Genomic DNA, 19,920 nt, shown 5'->3' with positions numbered 1-19,920 from the left:
ACGTCAATCAATGCGCTGTACGGGCCACTGGAGACCTCAGTGAAACTGGAAACCCGCGTGATGCGCTCAATTGCAAGGCGGCACAGCATTGTGATTCTTCGTTCGGAGCTTGCCGCGCTTGGAAGTCCAGCGCAACTTAGCCGCGTTCTATCCAACCTAGTTGCGACCAAGAGGCTCGTGCGGGTAAGCGTGGGAATTTACGCCAAAACGCGGCTCAATAAATTTACCAACGAGCTTGCGCCTGCCGCTACCTTCGAGACAATCGCGGCCCAGGTTTTTAAGAAGCTGAAAATTGATGTCGCTCCCGGGGAGCTGGCGCGCGACTACAACGCCAGCAAAACCACTCAAGTGCCCATGCTTGCAGTTGTAAATACAGGCGGCCGCCGTATCACACGCAAGATTCAGGTTGGGAGCAAAACTGTGACCTACGAGCGGAGAAGTGTGAATCAGCGAAAGGAGCAGCAACCGTGAAAGTCCGGGACCAATCGAGCGACGAACATTTGACCGAGCGCGTGGTCGTCCTGTCGTCAGTTCTGCGAGCTCGATATGGCTGACTGCGGCTGGGACATAGCGATGCTTCGCATTGACATGGAGTTCGATATCACCCAGTTCTTGGCATCGGCGCTTGTGCGCAAAATCGCCGCGAACGGTTTCCGGCTACCGGCGACGGACCGCGGCCAGTTCGAGAGCTTGCCGGACGAGGTAATTGCTCGCATAGAACAAATCGTCCGTGACGCCTACATTGAGGCCGGCGAAGACGTTGGCGGCGATATCCTCCGCGAGCACTTATGGCAGCAAGCGCTTCATGCTCGACGCGCAATGATTGCAAGCGGCGAACTGATTCCTGAATACGAATTCCTCAAACAGCTAGGTGTGACGAAGCGGCAATTGGACAGTTTGCTCGCAGACGGGAGCATCTTCGCGATGGAGGTCGACAACGCGGAGTACTACCCCGCATTGCTTGCAGACCCAGCACTTGACCGCAGGCGACTGCAGGAAATCTGCCGAGCGATTGTTCCTGCTCCATCGTGGTCTCGACTAGATTTCTTGTCGTCAAAGCGAGGAAGCTTGGGTGACCGCAGTCCTGTTGAGATGCTCGATGCTGACGATGATTTCAAATTGCTACAACGGATGACAGCAGCGTGGGCAGCAGAGTGGTCACGCACCATCGTTAAGATGTATAAGGGTGAGCACCATCGCGAGCCGAGCGATGTTGAACCGCTGTACACAGCGATAGCGGAAATCGACCCGCGCCGGCCGTTATGGGAACGGGCATCTGAGGCGCTTCACTTGCATGGATACGAATGGCCGCTGGGTCCATATCCAGAGCCTCGGATATTTACCCTGTTCGTTGAGCAACAAGCGGCTGGGGATTCCACGCCAATACCGGAAGCTTGCGTGCAAATTCTTGTCGTCGGCGAGCACATTCGAATCAGAATAGTCGCTGCCGCAGGCACTGCGCTCAACTCGCAAACAATAGCGGCTGGCAAGCACAAGACGTTTGTTGACGTCGCGAAGCAGGTCATCGCTCACCTCCATGCGCTGAGCGCAGGCCGTTAGGGAGCGGTGTTAAATGATATGTCGCATTCGACCGGTAGCAATCGAAGCAATCGTGGATGAGAAAAATCTGACCGTCCTCCTAAAATACGGGGGCACGTTGCGATTTCCGTTGCGATTGTTCCCAAAACTGTGGGTGGCGACCCCTGAGCAACGTCGCGATGTCCACATTTCTGCGACTGGCACAGCACTGCGCTGGGACCATCTTGACGAAGAAATTAGTGTCAGCGAGCTGATGCGCGATGCTGCGAGGCGCCATCGCAATGAGCGACTGAACGCGCAGGTACCTAGCGATTTCCCGTGGGACCCAACGCCCGCCTTGCTGTCAGGAACGCAGCCGAAACTCGCGGGACGGTTAATTGACGGCAGGTTTATCGTCGGCTTGACCGCGGAAGAGCGATGGGTACGTTGGGACATATGCGAAGACCTGGCGCAGCAGCTGGTGCCAAAGACCCTTAAAGACGCAGCCAAATTCCCTGAGCATTCACACGATGTGACGCTGCGGCGAATGCGGAGGGCCCTCGAACGAAAGCAATGGACGGAAGGCCAAGAGACGGATTGGCTGATGCAACGACTGCGCGTGCTCCTAGGCTGGTAGCAGGTGGCCCTTGTACGTCAAGGGCGTGCGGGGCTCCTCGCGCTCCCGCGCAGTATTGAAAGTCAGCCTCTCCGTTGCTCTCGCAATGGGATGACTGAGGTCTTTTTGGTTGGCAAACGACTCACACCGGCGCAGCTCATTTATTCTCGTTGAGGCATGTTATCAATTCTTCGAACGGCTCCATTTCGAACAGTCATTGCCAACTAGCTGGTAACACGACGGCGGCTTCTTTTTCTGAACGGAACGGGCGAAGTGCTGGTTGAGGAGGCATGGCTACCGCTGGCCGCTTCAATTTCCTCGCAACCGACGTCCATTGGCGAACTCGCGCGCACGGGCTGCAGCGCATGGATTGAAGCGAGTCATTTCTCGCGCGTTTCGTGAGACGACACCTCTTCCGGACTCTCGTAGATATATGTGGCGACGCTGCGCTGTTGTAGAGCATTGCCCAATTTCATCCGCAGAAAGCTGCTTGTCGTATACCGAGTCACATCTGAGTAAAATCTTGCGACAAGACCAGTCACCATTTCGGAGTATGCGTCGATGACCTCGGGCGCTATCGAGAAATTGTCGTAGTTGACTATTGCATGAGGTCTGACTTTGAGTCTTGAGAGCGAATGTTCAACCTCGGCGCGGATTGCTTCAACATCGTCCCCCGTCGACACCTTGTGTCCTTCGAAGTTGATGAAAAACATGTTCTTTTCTGAGTCATAACTGAAACGCTCGCTGAGTCTCAGCCGCAGCAACATTGCCCGCAGGCCCATCGGCCGTTCTTCAAAGATGCGCGCGTCCATGAGGCGGGGAGTATCTTTTATGATGGGGGTGAAACCCATCTGCGAGACGATGTCGCGGCGGAGGTCGACCCCTGGTGCAATCTCGACGAGTTCGAGACCATCACGGGTAAGAGAGAAGACGCAACGTTCTGTGATGTACAGGACCGGTTGTTGGCGTTCAATGGCGTAATGGCCACCGAAGGTTCGATGCTCAACTGCGTCTACAAACTTCTGGCAAACGCCTTCGTTGAGAATCTGCAGACGTCCATCTTTGATACTCACGTTGAGCTGGCTTGCATTGAACGTTCCGACAAAGACGACCTTCTTCGCTGCCTGCGAGATATTTATAAAACCGCCGGCGCCAGCGAGCTTTGGCCCAAACTTGCTGACATTGAGGTTACCCTCGCGGTCAACCTGCGCAAGACCAAGAAATGCGATGTCGAGACCGCCACCATCGTAGAAGTCGAACTGGTACGGCTGGTCGATGATGGCATCGGTATTGGTTGCTGCGCCGAAATTCAGCCCGCCTGCCGGTATCCCGCCAATGACACCGGGCTCGGTCGTCATCGTGAAAAGGTCGCATACCTTCTCTTCGTTAGCAACGCTCGCAATTCCTTCGGGCATTCCGATGCCGAGGTTGACGACGCTGTTGGCCATCAGCTCGAAAGAAGCACGTCTGGCGATGATTTTTCGCTCACTCATCGTCATCGACGGAATCGAACTTGTCGCGATGCGAAGCTCGCTGGCGAACCCCGGGCTGTAGGGCTCAGTGAACGTTTGCCAATGGTTTTCCTGTTTTGCAACCACGATGCAGTCGACCAGAATCCCAGGTATTTTGACCTGTCGCGGATTCAGAGTGCCTGACTCGGCGATACGCTCAACCTGGACTATCACAATTCCGCCAGAGTTACGCGCGGCCATCGCGATGGCCAGTGATTCGAGCGTGAGTGCTTCCTTCTCCATTGTCACATTCCCATTCGCGTCGGCGGTGGTGCCACGCACGATGGCGACGTCGACCGGAAAAGTTTTATACAGAAGGCAATCAGCTCCGTTGATGGATATGAGGCTGACCAGCTCCTCCGTCGTTCGGGCGTTAAGCTTGCCGCCACCGTTGCGTGGGTCGACGAACGTGCCGAGTCCAACTGTGGATAAGTGACCTGGCCGATGAGCAGCAATGTCGCGGAACAGCTGGGAAATGACGCCCTGCGGAAGGTTGTAGGCTTCGATGAGACCTTCAACGGCCAGGCGTTGGAGGCCAGGAACAAGTCCCCAGTGGCCACCGACAACCCGCCGAACGAGTCCTTTGTGGGCGAGGTGATTTAAGCCTTTACTGGCTCCGTCGCCCTGACCACCCGCGTAGACCAGTGTTAAGTCTCGAGCCGTGTCGCTTCCGCTGCGGCCCGCGTCAAGGAACAACTGCTCCAGCGCGATGGCGACTTCTTCCGCGAACCCGATACCAACGAAGCCACCGGTTGCCACGGTGTTTCCTGGTCGAATCAGTCTGACGGCTTGTTGTGCGCTAACGATTTTGCCTCGCGCGACACTATTGGCGGCTGCGGGGAATGGGTGTTGAAAGCCTGCACTCATGATGTCTCCAAACTGCACCATGGAGCCAGGCTCCGGCGCTATATAGTTGTTGCGACCATTCGTAACTCGACCAAAGCCTTCATTTTTTTGATGATGAATTATCTATCAGCTAGGGACGGCCAGTGGAAAACCGCCGGCTCATTCGTAACGGGCGTCCGCGTTGCCGTCACGGTCTCCATTGCCTTACCGCCACGACCGCGGCGGGTAAGGTCCCATGGACAAAACAGCGACGGTTGACCCCGCACCATCAAGCGTGGGATGAACGGTCAGTTCAACCCTCCGCGTCCGGTTGGGCGGAGGGTTCGGCTTGCCTGAAGGCTTCCAAATCAATCGCATTGTCGGCAATGCGTTTGATTGTCGGATAGCTGTCTAGCGGGATGTCAAATCGGCAGGCGTTCCAGACTTGTGGTACCAGGCAGATGTCAGCAAGAGTTGGTGCGTCACCGAACGCGAAATTTCCGACGCGTCTCTCCGCTCTAAGCCGCACCTCCAATGAACCGAAGCCGACATCAATCCAATGCCGGTACCATTGCGATTTCTGCTCATCAGATATGCCGAAGTTTTTCTTCAGATACTGGAGTACCCGCAAATTATCGACCGGATGTATTTCGCAGGCGACCTGAAGCGCAACGGAGCGGACGTAGGCCCGGTCGATGGGGTTTCCGGGAAGGAGCGGCGGGTCGGGATACATCTCGTCGAGGTATTCGATTATCGCCAGAGACTGCGTCAAGACCTCCGGTCCGTCCTCAAGCGCTGGGACGATACCGTCTGGATTTACCCGCCGGTATGCCGGTGAGAGCTGTTGGCCGCCATCTTTGAGAAGATGAACAGCCTCATACTGAAACGGCAGATTTTTCAAGGCGAGTGCGATACGAACCCGATAAGACGCTGAGCTGCGAAAGTAGCTATACAGCTTCATTCACCGTCCTCCTGGACGGGGACTTCAAGCGCGGGCAGTATGACACCGACGCATGAACCGAACCCGATGCGATAGCCATCGCCTTGACACCAGCCAGTCAGAGTAAGTTCGTCGCCATCGTCGATAAAGCTCCGTGTCTCGCCATCGTCGAGCTTGAGGGGCGATTGCCCGTTCCATGTGAGCTCGAGCAGGCTGCCGAACGTCCCAATCTTGTCATCGCTCGATTCAGATTTCGGTCCGCTGATGGTCCCCGAGCCGAGGAGGTCTCCGACCCGCGTGTTGCAGCCAGCGGAGGTGTGGTGCACCAACTGCTGCGCCATCGACCAGTACATGTATTTGAAGTTGGTCTTGGCGATAGTCGTCGGCGACGCAGCAGCTTTTGGCTTCAACTGCACCTCAAGGTGTAAGTCGACGCCAGCGCGCGTCGCACCCCGCAGATATGACAGGGGCTTCGGCATCTGCGGTGGTTGTTCGACGCGAAACGGCTCGAGTGCTTCCATCGTGACGACCCAGGGAGAGATGGTCGTCGCGAACCCTTTCGAGTTGAACGGGCCGAGGGGCTGGTATTCCCACTGCTGGATGTCGCGCGCGCTCCAGTCGTTGAGGAGGACCATTCCAAAGATATGACCATCCGCGTCCGCGGCGGGAATCGTCGTGCCTAGGGTGTTACCCACGCCGACAAAAAACCCGGTTTCCAGCTCGATGTCGAGCTTGCGGCACGGTCCATAAGTGGGGCGCTCATCCTCGGGGCCCTTGCGCTGCCCATTCGGGCGGCGAATCGGTGTGCCGCTCACTACTACCGAAGACGCCCGACCGTTATATCCGATTGGAATCTCGAGCCAATTTGGCATCAGCGCGTTCTTCGGGTCACGAAACATCGCCCCGACGTTGGTCGCATGTTCTCTCGATGAATAGAAATCTGTGTAGCCAGGTATATCGAAGGGGAGATGCATCACCACGTCCGATTGGCGCACGAACGCTCGTTCTTGCAATTCGGGGTTGTCCCGAAGCGCCGAACCGTCTTCGGCCAGCAGCGTCGAGAGCTGAATCCGGATACTTGTCCAGCTGGCTTTTCCCAAGGCTACGAAATCATTGAGCCGTGCCTGACGGAAGACGCTTTTAGGTTGACCGTTGTCGTCGGTGACAACATACGGCACGGCAATCAGTCCTGCGGACTCGAGCTCCGAAAGGTCGACAATCAGGTCTCCGATTGCGACACCGACCCGTCCCGTGTCGGACTTGTCGTCGGAAAACACCCCGAAAGGAAGGTTCTGGATGGGAAAGTCGGTATTGGCAGAATTCGCTGACTCGACCCAGCTTCGAAGGCTTGGGTTAGTCGTCCGACTAAGCATCTGGGTATCGTCTGTATTGGCTGGCATCACTTGACGTCCGGATTGAAGTTGTTTCTGAGGTCTTGCCAACACTCAAAATACTGTGCCTGCAACTGCGAAGTTTCCAGAGCAAACCGAGTTGGCTTGATGAGATTGCGCGTCTCGAACATGAAAGCCATGGTTGAATCAACCTTCATCGGTTTTGTCGTATCGGACTCTGATGCCTTCTCAAACGTGCCCGCGTCGGGGCCATGACCTGACATGCAGTTGTGCAGGCTGGCGCCGCCAGGCGCAAACCCTTCAGCTTTGGCGTCATACTCGCCGTGAATTAGCCCCATGAACTCGCTGGCAAAGTTCCGATGGAACCAGGGCGGCCGGAACGTGTCTTCGGCGGCAAGCCACCGCGGCGGGAAGATGACGAAGTCGATGGTGTCAACGCCGGGCGTGTCACTCGGCGAGTGCAGCACCAGAAAAATTGAGGGGTCCGGATGGTCGAAGCTGATTGAACCAATCGTATTGAAGCGCCGGAGGTCGTATTTGTACGGTGCATAGTTACCGTGCCACGCTACGACGTCGAGCGGCGAGTGGCCAATATCTGCGCGCCACAGATGCCCGTTAAGCTTTGCCACCAGTTCAAAATTGCCCTCGCGGACTTCATATGCTGCAAGTGGCGTCAGAAAGTCGCGTGGATTGGCAAGACCGTTCGAACCAATAGGACCGAGGTCGGGCAGGCGTAACAGGGCGCCGAAGTTCTCGCAGATGTAGCCGCTGGCTTCGCCATCGGGCAACTCGACGCGAAAGCGTACGCCTCGCGGAATGACAGCGATTTCTTGTGGCTCCACGTCGAGAACACCCAGTTCGGTCGCAATGCTCAGGCGACCGGCCTGGGGAACAATCAGAAGTTCTCCATCAGCGCTGTAGAAGAACCGGTCTGTCATCGACCGGTTCGTTGCGTACATATGGATAGCACAACCCGCCATCGCCTCCGCTGAACCATTGCCTGCCATGGTTACCAGACCGTCAATAAAATCTGTCGGCGTTTCCGGCATCGGAAGCGGGTCCCAGCGCAACTGATTTGGAGGCGTTGGGGGCACACTCGAGAAGTCGCTAAGGAGTTTGTCGCTCTGTAATAGCGTGAACGGCATATGGACCGCAGCTGGTCGCACCCGATACAGCCACGAACGACGGTTGTGAGAGCGGGGAGCAGTGAAGGCCGTACCCGAGAGCTGTTCGGCGTACAGACCATAGGGCGCACGCTGAGGTGAATTTCGACCAACCGGGAGAGCACCGGGGAGCGCCTCGGTGGCGAACTCGCTGGCGAATCCCGATTGATAGCCAACTGGATGGGCCGAGAACGCAGACGCGGACGATGCGCGCTCCAGTAACGGATTACAAGGCGCGCCCGCCTGAGCAGGCTCACGGCGACTTGGTATGTCTCGCGTCGGTTGTTGCACTTTGGGAACTCCAGATTGAGCTTGTCGATGAAGCGACCTGTGCGTTCCTGATGCACACAGGCCGGCGCGCGATGCAGGTCAGCCCTCGAGGGTTTCCCACATCTCCTTATCGCGCTGCGCGGTCCAGATGCGAGGGTCGGGATACTGTGTTGCTTCGTCGTGTGCTCGCGTGACGTCGAACGGCATGCAATGGTCGAAGATGACCCAGTCGCCAAACTTCGGCTTCAGTGCGGCGTAAGTCTCTTTGTAGATGGCATTCAAGTCCTTGCCTTCGCTGGAACCGGACTTGACCTTGCTGTAGAGCTCGCTGACAAAGGCGCGGGTTCCTGCGAGACCGTCGGCTACTTCCTGCGGCGTCTTGAGCGCAGCGCCTCGGCCGGGAACCAGCTTTTCAGGCTTCAGTGCGGCGATTGCATCGAGCGTGGCAGGCCAGTCCTGGAAATACGCATCACCTGCATACGGAGTTGCTCCGTACTCGACCAGGTCGCCGGAAAGCAGAGTCTTTTCCTGAGGAAGCCAGACCACCGTATCGCCCTTGGTGTGTCCACGACCCAGCTGCAGAATTTGCACTTCGAGCTTGCCCATCCAGAGCGTCATCTTTTTCTGGAAGGTAAGCGTAGGCCACGTCAGGCCGGGCACCGATTCAACCGCATTGAAGAGGCGCGGGAAGCGCTCAATTTCACTCTTCATGTCCTGCTCGCCGCGCTCGACAATCAGGTCGTAGGTGTCCTGACTGGCAATGATTTGCTCAGCGTTATACGCCGATGCTCCAAGTACGCGGACCGCGTGATAGTGGGTCAGCAGGACGTACTTGATAGGTTTGTCCGTGACTTCGCGAATGCGGCGAATCACGTCCTGAGCCATCACCGGCGTCGCCTGGGTGTCGGCGACGAGCACGGCGTCGTCCCCGATAATGATGCCGGTATTTGGGTCTCCTTCAGCGGTGTATGCGTACGCATGTTCGGAAAGCTGTTCGAACGTGACTTTCTTTTCTTCAACGTCCGCGTGGGAAGCAAACTTCTTTTCTGTCGCCATGGCAGAAGACCTCTACAAAATTGATTGAAGGGGACAGGGTGGGTTTTGGCCAGCAACCCCGGCATTGAGAGAATTATACATAAGCGAATGAAATCGCATATAGATAATTTCCCGTACGGCTTAAACTGTCCCCAAAACCTGGGCTGCCAGTCCTGCTTGCCCTCTGCAATTACAGACATCCGAAGCACGCTGGTATATGGGGCGCTGGCTGCAGACGAGCGGCGGAAAGCGGGGATGAACTGGCGTGACGCCAAGACGCAAGCGCGGATTCATTTCGTGTGATTGTCGGACGGCACACTTGCGTCCGTGGGTGTCTTCGGCACTGGGAGGACGCGTTGCGGCGAACTACCGTGAATCCAACACGCGTGTTGATTGTTCTTGGCGGCCGAATGGGCCGACGTGCCGCACTGCCGACGTGCCGCACTGATATGTGCTCGACGTCAGGGCTTCTGTGTTTCGAAGGGTTTCAGAGAGATGGCCGCGCAAGTGAGCCAAGGTTTTTCAGGGTCGCCTGCGCCATCGCATCAAAGCGATGCAGGGATTTGAAGGGGGCTCGCGGGAGCGCCGCCGGCGTGCGTTGGAAAGGTCTCAAGCCGCTGACTGGCGACGCCCGAGGCAGCCGCGAATTGTCTTCGCATTTCTCGGGCGTTGCTGTCGCATCGCGATGAACTAGGCCTCGTCGCCCGGGATGGCCGAGTAGCCTAGTCGGTAGGACAGGTCCAGTGTGGTCTGGCGCAGGGTCAACGCAAGTTCCCCATCCCAACTTGTATCGAACGTACCTGCGGGCCCAACCAGAGTGATGGCGAGCGCTATGGACCCCGTGAACAGGAATACAGGTGCCGCGATAGCATTTACACCCGGCAAAGGATGGCCCGAAGTTCGCGTCATGCCTTCCTCGCGAATTTTCCGATACTCCTTGAACAGGTCCTGCTTTTCCGTTGTCTTCAGTGCGGTCGCACCGCTGAGCCGTATGCTCTCGTCTGCGAGAGCCTTCTGCACCAAGGACTCTGGCATATACGCGCCGAAAAGTCGTCCCGTTGCCGTGTTGACGAGAGACATGACCGTGCCGACTCGCAAAGTGAGATGCAGCGGGTATGAAGGGTCTTCCTGCCTCACGACGACCGGTCCGTTCGGCCCCCAGGTCGTCAAAAAAACGCTTTGTCCCGTTTTCGATGCTAGCGCCAATACGTCCGCCTCGGCTTCGCGCAGAGGATTCAATCGTTGCAGCCCATACAGGCCAAGCCGCAGCGCGAGGGGACCTGGGGCATAATCGCCTGACGGCTCCATTCGCTGTACCAGTTGAAGCTTGATGAGGCTCACCAGATACGGGAAAAGTTTGGCGGGAGACATGCCGGTGACCCGCGCAATTTCTTTGAGCGGCATGGGCGAGTCAGATTGCGTGAGTGCCAGCAGAATTTCGCTGCCCACTTCAACTGACTGGATTCCCCGCTGGGCTTTTTCGGTGCTTTCGGTGTCCATTTTGCGTATCTTGTCGGATTCAGAATCCAAGTGCCTTAGGGTGACCAGGAAGCCGGTAAAATCGGCAAAACATAATGTGTTCGTGCACAGAGGATTGCATGGTAACGAAGCAGCGGGCAAAAGAAAATCCGGAAAGCCTCGATTCAAGTGCCCGGAAGGAGCAACGTGGCATTCAGAGCATGGAAGTTGGTGGCCGCTTCCTTCAGTATCTCGCGGACGCTGGCGAACCGGTGACACTTGCAGAGCTCAGCGCGCGCAGCGGCATTCCCGCGAATCAGGTGTTCACCTATATGGTGAGCCTGCTTCGTACCGGCCTCGTCAAACGGGACCCCGTGACCTCGCGTTTCGAGCCAGGGCCTTTGTCTCTCCGCATGGGGTTGCATGCGCTTCGCATGGTGCCCGCAGTCCGTAATGCAATGCAGCCTTCCACCGACCTTGCGACGCGCGTCGAGCAAAGTGTGCTTCTCGCCGCGTGGGGAGACCGCGGTCCAACCGTTCTGCAAAGCATCGAGCCGGCCGCCTCGCTGCATGCAGGTGTTCACGTCGGCACGGTTATGTCCCTCACGCATTCGACGACTGGCCGCGTGTTTGCTGCATACAAGCAGAGTTCCACGCTCGACGAGCTCGTCGGGGCGGACTTCGGGTCGCAAACGCCTGATGGCGAGCGTCTGAACATCACGCAGTTCGACGCCATTCTGGCGGATATTCGAAAGCGAGGAGTCGCGCGAGGAGAAGGTATGCCGATTCCAGGAATCAACAGCATCAGCGCGCCGGTTTTTGACAACAACGGAGAGATTGTTCTTGTTTTGACGCTCTTCGGCGTTGCCGCGAATTTCGACGTTTCCTGGAAAGGCCCGCTGGTTACCAGTCTTCTTGCGACCACCAAGCTGTTGACCGAACAGAATTCCGCGCCGACGGTACCGGCCGTCTAGGCACGCCTGTTCCATCTGGTTTGCCGTGCGCTTCCTTTGCCAGCTCGCGGCCACCCTAGGTATCTCCTCCGTCGGCATTCCGCTAGGTCCTCGCCAGCTGTGCGGTTTGGCGAGAAACCAGCGACGAAAACACGACTGCGACTAGAAAAAGGCCGAAAGCACAGCCTATAAAAACGGGCGGCGCTGAAAATCTGTCGATGAACCACGCAGCGCAAGCAACGCCTAGTGATTGCCCAAAGAAAAGAAAGCACGAAAAGAGTGACACGGCGGTTCCGCGGGCGCTCGGTGCCATCTGCGTGGCATGGGTCTGCAAGGTGTTGTGTAAAGCGTAGAAGCCAAACCCAGCCATGAAGCAGGCGGGCAATGCGAGCAACCAGGTGTTGAGAAGCGCGAGTCCACCATATGACACTGCGAGACAGACACCGCCAAGCCTCGCCAGATTGGCTTCCCCCAAGCGACGGACCAAGAGGCGGGCGCATCGGCTGTACGTTAAACCGCCTACCCCATAAAGAGCCACAATCGCGCCCGCCCTCGACATCGGAAGTTCGAATGTCCCGTGTAGATAGGTCGGGATGAACGAGAGCGCGCTGAACGCGAGCGAGCCTTCGATGAAGGTAACGAGGAGCACTGTTCGAGCCCAAGGAATCGCCAACACCTCAAAAGCACGGTACGCGAAACGGCCTGGCGTCGACTTGCGCGTCATGTCCGACGAATTGACTTCTCGCAAGACGAAGAGCCCCGCAACCAGATAAATCAGGGCCAGTGAGGCAAACGAGATTCGCCAGGCAGCCGCGTCGGCGAGCAATGCCCCTAGCCACTGACCGGCAATCATCCCGAAAACTGTCGCGCCGAGCAGCCGCGCAAGGATTTCTTGACGCCGTTCATAAGGCACTGTGTCGCCAATCCACGCCATAGTTAAAGGCACGATTCCCGCGGCAGCAGCCCCGGACAAGACCCGGGCCGCTACCAATTGGCCCATATGAACGGACAATGCTGCACCAAGGTTTCCTACCGTGCAGGCCAGCGTGGTCAGCGCGATTACGCGGATTTTTCCAAACTTGTCTCCCAAAGGCCCGAAGACAAGTTGCGTAAGGCCGTATGCGAGGGCGAATCCTGAAATTGCGAGGGCGGCGTGCCCCATGTTCACACCAAACTCCGCCTGCAGTGACGGTAACAGCGAATCGCAGACCCGCATTGACGCCATGCTGGCAAAGCAGCACGCGCTCAGAAGCCACAACATTCTCGCGGACAAACCGGTCTCCTTAACGATGCAATCGCTGTACGTAGCAGCTCACTCGTGCTTTATTATATATACGCAAACGTATGAGCGTAAAACAAAACGTGCTTGGTGGCGCTGCGGGCCGCCAGGCAAAGCGAATTCGAGGCAAGGGCGGCCAATTCGAACTTGCCGGTCTTGGCCTGTGCGACATCTGACGAACCAGTCGCAGGCACGTTAGGTGTTTACCAGCACTTCGAAGCCGTTCGCGGTCCAGAAGGACCCAGATAGGTACAAACGAGAATTATATATGTGCGAAGTGCAGCGTTAATATGTAATCAAGAAGCGTGGACCTGCCATGGTGCGGTTACCTTCTGAGTGGGTTGGCGGTCAGTGAGGTGGCGTAGGTGCCTCGACTGACAGCGGACCACAACTGAAAAACTGCACTGGAGTTTCTGATGACAACGCGAAGTTCAGTCGGCACGGTCCCTGCACCGACGAATCCCCCATCTGTCGGCACATCGGATGACACCTTGTTTCGCAAAGTGACGCTGCGAATCATTCCGTTTCTCTTCTTCTGTTACGTCATTGCAATCCTGGACCGGAACAACATCGGGTTCGCTCAGTTGCAGATGAAGCACGACCTTTCCTTCACTGACGCCGCGTACAGTTTGGGCGCAGTGTTCTTTTTTGTCGGGTACGTCCTCTTCGAAGTGCCCAGCAACATACTCTTGCATAAGTACGGAGCCAGGAAGACCTTCGCACGAATCATGGTGTTGTGGGGCGCGTGTTCAGTGGTGATGGTCGCGGTATCCAACAGCACACAGTTTTACGTCTTACGCTTTCTTCTCGGTGTATTCGAGGCCGGCTTCTTCCCAGGCATCGTTTTATATCTGACGTACTGGTTCCCGGCACGCCGTCGCGCAGGAGCGCTATCCGTCTTTTATGCTGGTGTCGCCGTCGCCGGTGTGCTTGGCGGTCTGGTCTCTGGCTGGATTATGCGCGGCATGGATGGGGTCCATGGTGTCCACGGGTGGCAGTGGATGCTGGCCATCGAGGGTGCTCCCGCAATCCTGCTGGGTGTTATCGCATTCTTCTTCTTGAAGGACAGGCCGTCCGCTGCACCGTGGCTTAGCGCAGGTGAGAAGCGGCGGTTGGAAGACGTGCTGGCGAACGACGGAAAGCCTGCTGAGCATAGCCATTCCCTGCTTGCGGCAGTGGGTAACCCGTACGTCTATGTGTTCGCGTTTGTGTACTTCTGCCTGACCTCGGGCATCCTCCTGTTGCTATTCTGGATGCCGACGATGATTCGCGAATTCGGAATTACCGACATCGTTCAGATTAGTCTGTACTCGGCAATCCCGAATGCAATCGGCGCTGTGGGCGTGATTTTGATTGCTCGTCGTTCTGACCGACGCAACGAACGCAAATGGCATTTCATCGTCTGTGGCGCTGGCGCCGCTGCGGCGCTCGCGCTACTGACTTCGCATGGCCTGGGCTTCGCACTATCCATGGCGCTCTTGACTGCGGCGGCCGTATTTATTTACGCGGCTCATCCCATCTTCTGGTCTGTGCCCGCTAGCTTCTTTCGCGGTTCCAGCGCTCCTGCGAGCATCGCGCTGGTCAGCACTATCGGGGTCACCAGCGGAACCATCACCCCGTATCTAATCGGTCTTATCAAGACCTACACTGGAAGCATGAACAACGCGTTCTATTTCATTGCATTCATGCTGCTTCTTGCCTGCACAGCGATGTTTTTTGCGTTACGGTCCGACCGGGCGAGGAATCTGCACAAAGCGTGAGCTGAGCGCCGAAAATGAGATGCACCGGGCGCTCGGAGCTTCAGCGCCCGTTTTGTTTTTGGTACGGGCTGACGGTGCGGTTTCGTAGCAATTTCCGAATCGCAGCGCGCTATGGTTTTCGTAGAGAGAGGGGGCGACGCGCCCACCAAACCGGCTACCGGTCTGAAATGGTTACCCGCATCCGATGCCGACGACCATTCGGATTACCTGACCACGAGCGGGTTGATAAGGTACGCAGCCGCACGGTCGGCTAAGCCGTCAATGCTTTGCACGAGGCTGCTCTCAACTCGAAACGCGTCATGCGCTTCCGCAAGATTCTTGAACCACAGCGCGGCAAGCACGGTGGGCACAACCGGCTCTGCCCAAAGGCGTTCACGTTTCGCGCTTCTGGTCGTCCAATTGAGCGATGTTGTCGCCGGCGTCGGTTGTCCCTCCTCGGATTCGACGATTACCTTCTCGAACTCGATTCGTGAGACACCTGCCCTTAGAGCAGCGACGAGGATGACCTTCACGCCTGTTTGCTCTTTGGCTTCATCCTCGTGGTCGACCACGCAGAGCGTCCATCCACGCAGGAAGTTTGGCTCGTCTTCAGGAATGTATCGACTCCCGACCGCGGAACGTTGCGCTTCGGACATGAGTTCATCGCTTTCGAAGTAGAGCTCGACGATGCCATCGACATCAAAACATCCAGAACCACCTCCGGACTTCCAGAGGGTTTTCTCGACCCTGTTTTGCGTGTATTTCGCAATGCCATCCATGCACAAAGCGAGTTGAGCATGACAGCCAGACCAGTACGCACGAAAGTCGCTTACCGAAGTGCCTTCTTTGCGCGCCAGCAAAGTCATACGTTTAATCATGTCGTCTCCAGAGTAGGTGAAGCAAACGGTACCGGCGACAGACCGCCGGGTAGCCGGAAATTCGATGACAAAGGTGGCGAGCGCAGCGCCTGCGCACAAGGCCGCCAACCGCATCCAAGCAGAAGGGCACAAGCCTTTCCCATGGAGTCCTCAATTTACATCCGAGACGATGGAATTCGGCATAGGGATTGTACGTACGCAAATATATACGCGTATATGTAATTACGGCGTATGATTTGACCATGGCCCAGAAGACGGGGATGGATTATGAGGACGCACCTGAGGTGACGCGTCCTCGCTATCGGAGATGCGTGATGAAGCAGGAAAGCGAATTCAGCTGTGACGTGCTTGTTATTGGTTCGGGATGCTCGGGAATGTCCGCGGCAATCACGGCCGCGTCTGAGGGGCTCAATGTCCTCGTTATCGAGAAAGAGCCGAAGTTCGGCGGCTCAACAGCTCGCTCGGGCGGTTGGCTCTGGATTCCGAATACAGCGCTTGCAAAGGTGCAAGGGATTTACGAGGCAGAAGATGCCGCGCGTACGTATCTCCAGCACGAGGCGGGGTCGAGCTTTGATGGTGAGCGCGTCGACGCCTTCATCAAGAATGGGCCGGAAGCTGTAGACTTCTTCACAGCGAAGACAGCTGTACGCTTCGACATGCCTCTCGTGTTTCCCGACTATCACGCCGAGGCGCCCGGCGGTACGCAAGGTGGTCGTTCCATGGTCACTCGTCCGTTTGACGGCCGCGAACTCGGCACGGCAATCAAGGACCTCGCTCCTGCGCTGCCCGAACTAACCGTATTCGGAATGATGCTTGGTTCGGGCAAGGAAATTGTGCACTTCATGCGGGTGACGAAGTCAATCAAGTCTGCCTGGTACGTCACCAAGCGTCTCTCTCGCCACTTTGCAGACGTTTTGAAGCATGGTCGCGGCATGACGCTGACAAACGGCAATGCGCTTGCCGGTCGTCTCGCAAAGTCGCTCTTCGACCTGAACGTTCCTCTTTGGCTCAACACCAAGGCGCTCAGCCTCACCAACGACAACGGCCGAATCACCGGAGCGGTCCTTGACCGGGCCGGTTCGAAAGTACGTGTGACCGCGAATCGTGCTGTTATCTTGGCGAGCGGCGGTTTTCCGTACGACATCGAACGTCGCAAGCAACTCTTCCCACACGCTCCGACGGGTTCCGAACATTTCTCGCCTTCTCCGACCGGTAACACGGGCGACGGATTGCGCATGGCTGAAGCAGTCGGCGCTCAAGTGACGACAACGCTGCCGAACGCGGCTGCCTGGGTGCCGGTTTCGACGCTGACCAGAAAAGACGGAACAACAGGCATCATGCCGCACTTTATCGACCGCGCGAAGCCCGGCGTCATCTCCGTGCTGCGCGACGGCCGCCGGTTCACGAACGAAGGCCACTCGTACCATGATTTCGTGCAAGCCCTGGTGAAGTCAACGCCGGCGGGAGAAGAGATTTCCGCACATCTCATCTGCGACCACAAGACTCTCCGAACGTATGGCCTAGGTAGTGTTGCTCCGTTCCCGATGCCCATTGGCCGCTATCTGCGCGTCGGCTACCTGACGAAAGCATCAACCGTAGACGAGCTGGCCGACAAGATTGGCGTCAATGCGCTCAACTTCAAAGAGACCGTGCGAGGCTATAACGCCGAGGCGCGACTAGGTCGCGACTCACTCTTCGGGAAGGGAAGCACAGCATATAACCGTTATCAGGGTGACGCTCTTCATTCGCCGAATCCGTGTGTCGCGCCAATCGAGAAAGGCCCTTTCTATGCTCTCAAAATTCGCATCGGTGACATTGGCACATTCGCTGGCCTGAAGACTGATTCTTCATGCCGCGTGCTCAATTCCGACGGCGCGCCAATCCACGGGCTGTTCGCGGTTGGCAACGACGCATGCAGCATCATGGGCGGGAACTACCCCGGCGCCGGCATTACGCTGGGACCGGCGCTGACTTTCGGCTACATCGCAGGCAAAGCAATCGCAGCTACCACGGAGGTTCGGAAGGAAGACACTGTGATGGACGCTCCGGCTACCAAATTTGCAGTGGTGTCCCATTAACGAAGCGTAGGAATTCCGATGGGCGTGCATTTGCCGCGGTTGCTGTTGCCCAGCGGCCGCGGCTTTTTTTCGCATGTCGGACCTTGTCGAGAAAACGCGACGTGCCGACCGTTTGGCATCACCAGGTCCGGGACGATGCTCGCAAAGGAGGGGAGATATGGAGGCTGCCGAATGCGTCGAGCAACTTGCTCCGAGAAGAACCAGGAAGCAGCGTGGAATCCATGCGATGGAGGTTGGAGGGACGCTTTTGCAGCATCTGGCTGACGCCGGAAAACCTGTTTCGATGCTGGGGTTGAGCGCTGCAACCGCCTTACCTTTGAATCAGGTCTTCACATACATGGTCAGCTTGGTTCGCACAGGACTGGTTAGACGTGATTCAACGACCCACAGCTTTGAGCCCGGACCACTTGCGTTGAAGCTCGGCCTGCGAGCTTTAGCGCAGCTCCACCCATTGCATAAGACGGTGGAGTTGGCCATTGAACTGCTTAAAGACGATAATCACGGCGCGTTTGTGGCGATATGGACAGACCACGGCCCCACCGTCATTCGATACCACGGCCCCGAAATGTACCTGCATGTCGGCTTGCACGTGGGGTCGGTAATGTCAATCGCCCACAGCAGCACAGGACGACTGTTCGCCGCGTTCCTTCCGAGGCAGACGATAGAACCGATGCTTGCTCGTGAAGTTGCGAAGGCCGATGCGGTCTCAGCGCGATGCTTTGTTGATGTAATTGAGAACTTCGCAGGAGATGTGCGGGGCACACATCTGTCACGAACGCTGGGTGTGCCAATCCCTGGCGTCGACAGCCTGAGCGCGCCTGTTTTCGACCGCGGGCAGATGGTGCTTTCAGTTACCATTTTCGGCCCGTCAAGCACGCTGGATACCTCTGATACCGGAACCGTTGCGAGCGGACTGCTTCAGCTTTCTGAAAAGCTGTCTTCTTAACGCCTTGGGAATCGAAGACCCGGGTGGTCCATGCCTGCCCAGCAAGCTGGTGGAAAGGATGATTAGAGGGAGGTTCTCGAAAATGTGCAGCTTCTGGTGCTGGCGTCGGCACGTGTTATCCGCAAACGGATTTCGCCGCGAGAACAGCGAAGGACTCGCTTCTGACTGCTCCGGCGTCGACGCTGTTGTACCACAAAAAGCCCGCTGGGCGGGCTTTTGCAAGACAGACCTTAGATAGCTAGAAATCCGCCATCTACCGCGAGGGTTACCCCCGTCACGTAGCGCGACATTCCAGACGCCAGGAATATTGTCGGGCCGACGAGGTCCTCCGTTTGGCCAACCCGACCCATAGGGATGCGTGACATAAACGCCTCGAGACGCGCCGGATTCTCGCGTGTTGCAGCCGTCATAGGGGTTTCGATGACGCCGGGCGCCAATGCATTTACGCGTACCCCGTGAGACGCGAGTTCGGCCGCTAGAGACTGCGTGAACATCTTGATTGCACCTTTGGACGGGGAATAGCCGAGGCTAGCGCCTTGTCCAGCATAAGCGGCGATAGATGCAACGTTGATAATCACGCCTTTGGTCGTCTTGATAGCCTCAAGAAACGCGTGCGTGACATTGAACGTCCCTTGAACGTTCACGTCCATCACTTTCTTCCAGTTCTTGGCTGCATTCGGGCTTGTCAAGTTCTCACGAATAATGATGCCCGCATTATTCACAAGCAGGTCGACACAGCCGATGTCGTTGGAGACCTTTTCGGCAAGGGTGTAGCAAGCGTCTGCGTTGGTGACATCCAGCTCGAACGGCCACGCTTTCCCACCTTCCTTCTCAATGAGCGCGGCGGTTTCCCTGACGTGTTCGAAAGCAATGTCGCTAACCACAACCTTGGCGCCGGCCTGGGCAAGGCCGAGCGCGAGTGCACGGCCATTGCCTTGTCCTGCGCCGGTTACGAAAGCCACGCGGTCTTCGAGCAAACGTGGCGCGACGTATTGAGGGAACGACATGATTTCTCCTTGATGTCTGATGGATATACGGTTAGCAACGCCCGCTGCGTTAGTGTTTCACGTAAACATATGGGGTTGCATAGGTGTAATTACCCACATCCAGACACCACATTCCATCGATATGGCGATAGCGCTGATGCGTTGCTTGCGACTTAGCGTATGGCTCCGGCTGGAACCCACACGGTGTGTGGGTTCTCGCCGTCCGATGGTCTTTGAGATGAGTGTGAAGCTGCCCGATAGGGATTTGCACCTATGCAAAAGGAGTGGCGCATGTTTAATTTTGTGGCGTAGTATCTGGGCTATCGGGGGAGGCAGCCCTCCCTCAAGACAACGAGCGCCGCAAATAGGTCAA

The 19,920-nt window shown here is 57.0% G+C and carries 16 protein-coding genes; 7 read left to right on the top strand and 9 right to left on the bottom strand.

Annotated features, from left to right (window positions below; translation table 11 throughout):
- Nucleotides 1-39: 39 nt before the first annotated feature.
- The 3 genes from OKW40_RS12195 (at nt 40) to OKW40_RS12185 (ending at nt 2,155) form a co-directional block, all read left to right on the top strand.
- On the top strand, nt 40-471 hold the full coding sequence (locus OKW40_RS12195) for a DUF6088 family protein (protein WP_429489911.1): 432 nt from the start codon (nt 40-42) through the stop codon (nt 469-471).
- A gap of 117 nt (nt 472-588) precedes the next feature.
- On the top strand, nt 589-1,560 hold the full coding sequence (locus OKW40_RS12190; RefSeq protein WP_429489909.1) for a hypothetical protein: 972 nt from the start codon (nt 589-591) through the stop codon (nt 1,558-1,560).
- Between the two features lie 52 nt (nt 1,561-1,612).
- Nucleotides 1,613-2,155, top strand: a complete 543-nt coding sequence (locus OKW40_RS12185; RefSeq protein WP_429489907.1) for a DUF2442 domain-containing protein — start codon at nt 1,613-1,615, stop codon at nt 2,153-2,155.
- A gap of 359 nt (nt 2,156-2,514) precedes the next feature.
- Here OKW40_RS12185 and OKW40_RS12180 read toward each other — a convergent pair whose 3' ends face one another.
- The 6 genes from OKW40_RS12180 to OKW40_RS12155 form a co-directional block, all read right to left on the bottom strand.
- Nucleotides 2,515-4,512, bottom strand: a complete 1,998-nt coding sequence (locus OKW40_RS12180; protein WP_429489905.1) for an acyl CoA:acetate/3-ketoacid CoA transferase — start codon at nt 4,510-4,512, stop codon at nt 2,515-2,517.
- Nucleotides 4,513-4,783: 271 nt separating this feature from the next.
- On the bottom strand, nt 4,784-5,431 hold the full coding sequence (gene maiA, locus OKW40_RS12175; protein ID WP_429489904.1) for a maleylacetoacetate isomerase: 648 nt from the start codon (nt 5,429-5,431) through the stop codon (nt 4,784-4,786).
- Nucleotides 5,428-6,810 (bottom strand): fumarylacetoacetase, encoded by a 1,383-nt coding sequence (gene fahA / locus OKW40_RS12170; RefSeq protein WP_429489902.1) that lies wholly within the window; start codon nt 6,808-6,810, stop codon nt 5,428-5,430. The genes maiA and fahA overlap by 4 nt, the downstream gene beginning before the upstream one ends.
- Nucleotides 6,810-8,144 (bottom strand): homogentisate 1,2-dioxygenase, encoded by a 1,335-nt coding sequence (hmgA, locus tag OKW40_RS12165; protein ID WP_429491961.1) that lies wholly within the window; start codon nt 8,142-8,144, stop codon nt 6,810-6,812. The genes fahA and hmgA overlap by 1 nt, the downstream gene beginning before the upstream one ends.
- Before the next feature lie 150 nt (nt 8,145-8,294).
- Nucleotides 8,295-9,251: an MBL fold metallo-hydrolase gene (locus OKW40_RS12160; RefSeq protein WP_429489900.1), complete on the bottom strand. Its 957-nt coding sequence runs from the start codon at nt 9,249-9,251 to the stop codon at nt 8,295-8,297.
- A gap of 669 nt (nt 9,252-9,920) precedes the next feature.
- Complete coding sequence (locus tag OKW40_RS12155) at nt 9,921-10,730, bottom strand: IclR family transcriptional regulator (protein WP_429489898.1); 810 nt, start codon at nt 10,728-10,730, stop codon at nt 9,921-9,923.
- Nucleotides 10,731-10,828: 98 nt separating this feature from the next.
- On the opposite strand from OKW40_RS12155, the gene OKW40_RS12150 reads away from it, so the two are divergent.
- A complete protein-coding gene (locus tag OKW40_RS12150; RefSeq protein ID WP_429489896.1) occupies nt 10,829-11,662 on the top strand; it encodes an IclR family transcriptional regulator in 834 nt (277 codons plus the stop codon).
- Nucleotides 11,663-11,744: 82 nt separating this feature from the next.
- Here OKW40_RS12150 and OKW40_RS12145 read toward each other — a convergent pair whose 3' ends face one another.
- Nucleotides 11,745-12,914 carry an MFS transporter gene (locus OKW40_RS12145; RefSeq protein WP_429489894.1) on the bottom strand — a complete coding sequence of 390 codons (1,170 nt, stop codon included), beginning with the start codon at nt 12,912-12,914 and terminating at the stop codon, nt 11,745-11,747.
- A gap of 422 nt (nt 12,915-13,336) precedes the next feature.
- Between OKW40_RS12145 and OKW40_RS12140 the strand changes: the two genes are divergently transcribed.
- Nucleotides 13,337-14,680 carry an MFS transporter gene (locus tag OKW40_RS12140; protein ID WP_116117925.1) on the top strand — a complete coding sequence of 448 codons (1,344 nt, stop codon included), beginning with the start codon at nt 13,337-13,339 and terminating at the stop codon, nt 14,678-14,680.
- Between the two features lie 203 nt (nt 14,681-14,883).
- Here the strand turns inward: OKW40_RS12140 and OKW40_RS12135 are convergent, their stop codons facing one another.
- Nucleotides 14,884-15,537 (bottom strand): EthD domain-containing protein, encoded by a 654-nt coding sequence (locus OKW40_RS12135; RefSeq protein WP_429489892.1) that lies wholly within the window; start codon nt 15,535-15,537, stop codon nt 14,884-14,886.
- Between the two features lie 314 nt (nt 15,538-15,851).
- Here OKW40_RS12135 and OKW40_RS12130 point away from each other — a divergent pair, with 314 nt between their 5' ends.
- Together OKW40_RS12130 and OKW40_RS12125 are read left to right on the top strand one after the other, a co-directional pair.
- Entirely contained in the window at nt 15,852-17,615 is a 1,764-nt protein-coding gene (locus OKW40_RS12130; protein ID WP_429489890.1) for an FAD-dependent oxidoreductase, read from the top strand.
- 157 nt (nt 17,616-17,772) lie between these two features.
- Nucleotides 17,773-18,561, top strand: a complete 789-nt coding sequence (locus OKW40_RS12125) for an IclR family transcriptional regulator (RefSeq protein WP_429489888.1) — start codon at nt 17,773-17,775, stop codon at nt 18,559-18,561.
- Nucleotides 18,562-18,791: 230 nt separating this feature from the next.
- Here OKW40_RS12125 and OKW40_RS12120 read toward each other — a convergent pair whose 3' ends face one another.
- A complete protein-coding gene (locus OKW40_RS12120; protein ID WP_429489886.1) occupies nt 18,792-19,568 on the bottom strand; it encodes an SDR family NAD(P)-dependent oxidoreductase in 777 nt (258 codons plus the stop codon).
- Nucleotides 19,569-19,920: the final 352 nt, after the last annotated feature.

Source organism: Paraburkholderia sp. RAU6.4a (assembly GCF_050435625.1).
GTDB lineage: Bacteria > Pseudomonadota > Gammaproteobacteria > Burkholderiales > Burkholderiaceae > Paraburkholderia > Paraburkholderia tuberum.
Note: the sequence above shows the minus strand (reverse complement) of the source record. Positions and strands in the feature narration are given on the sequence as shown.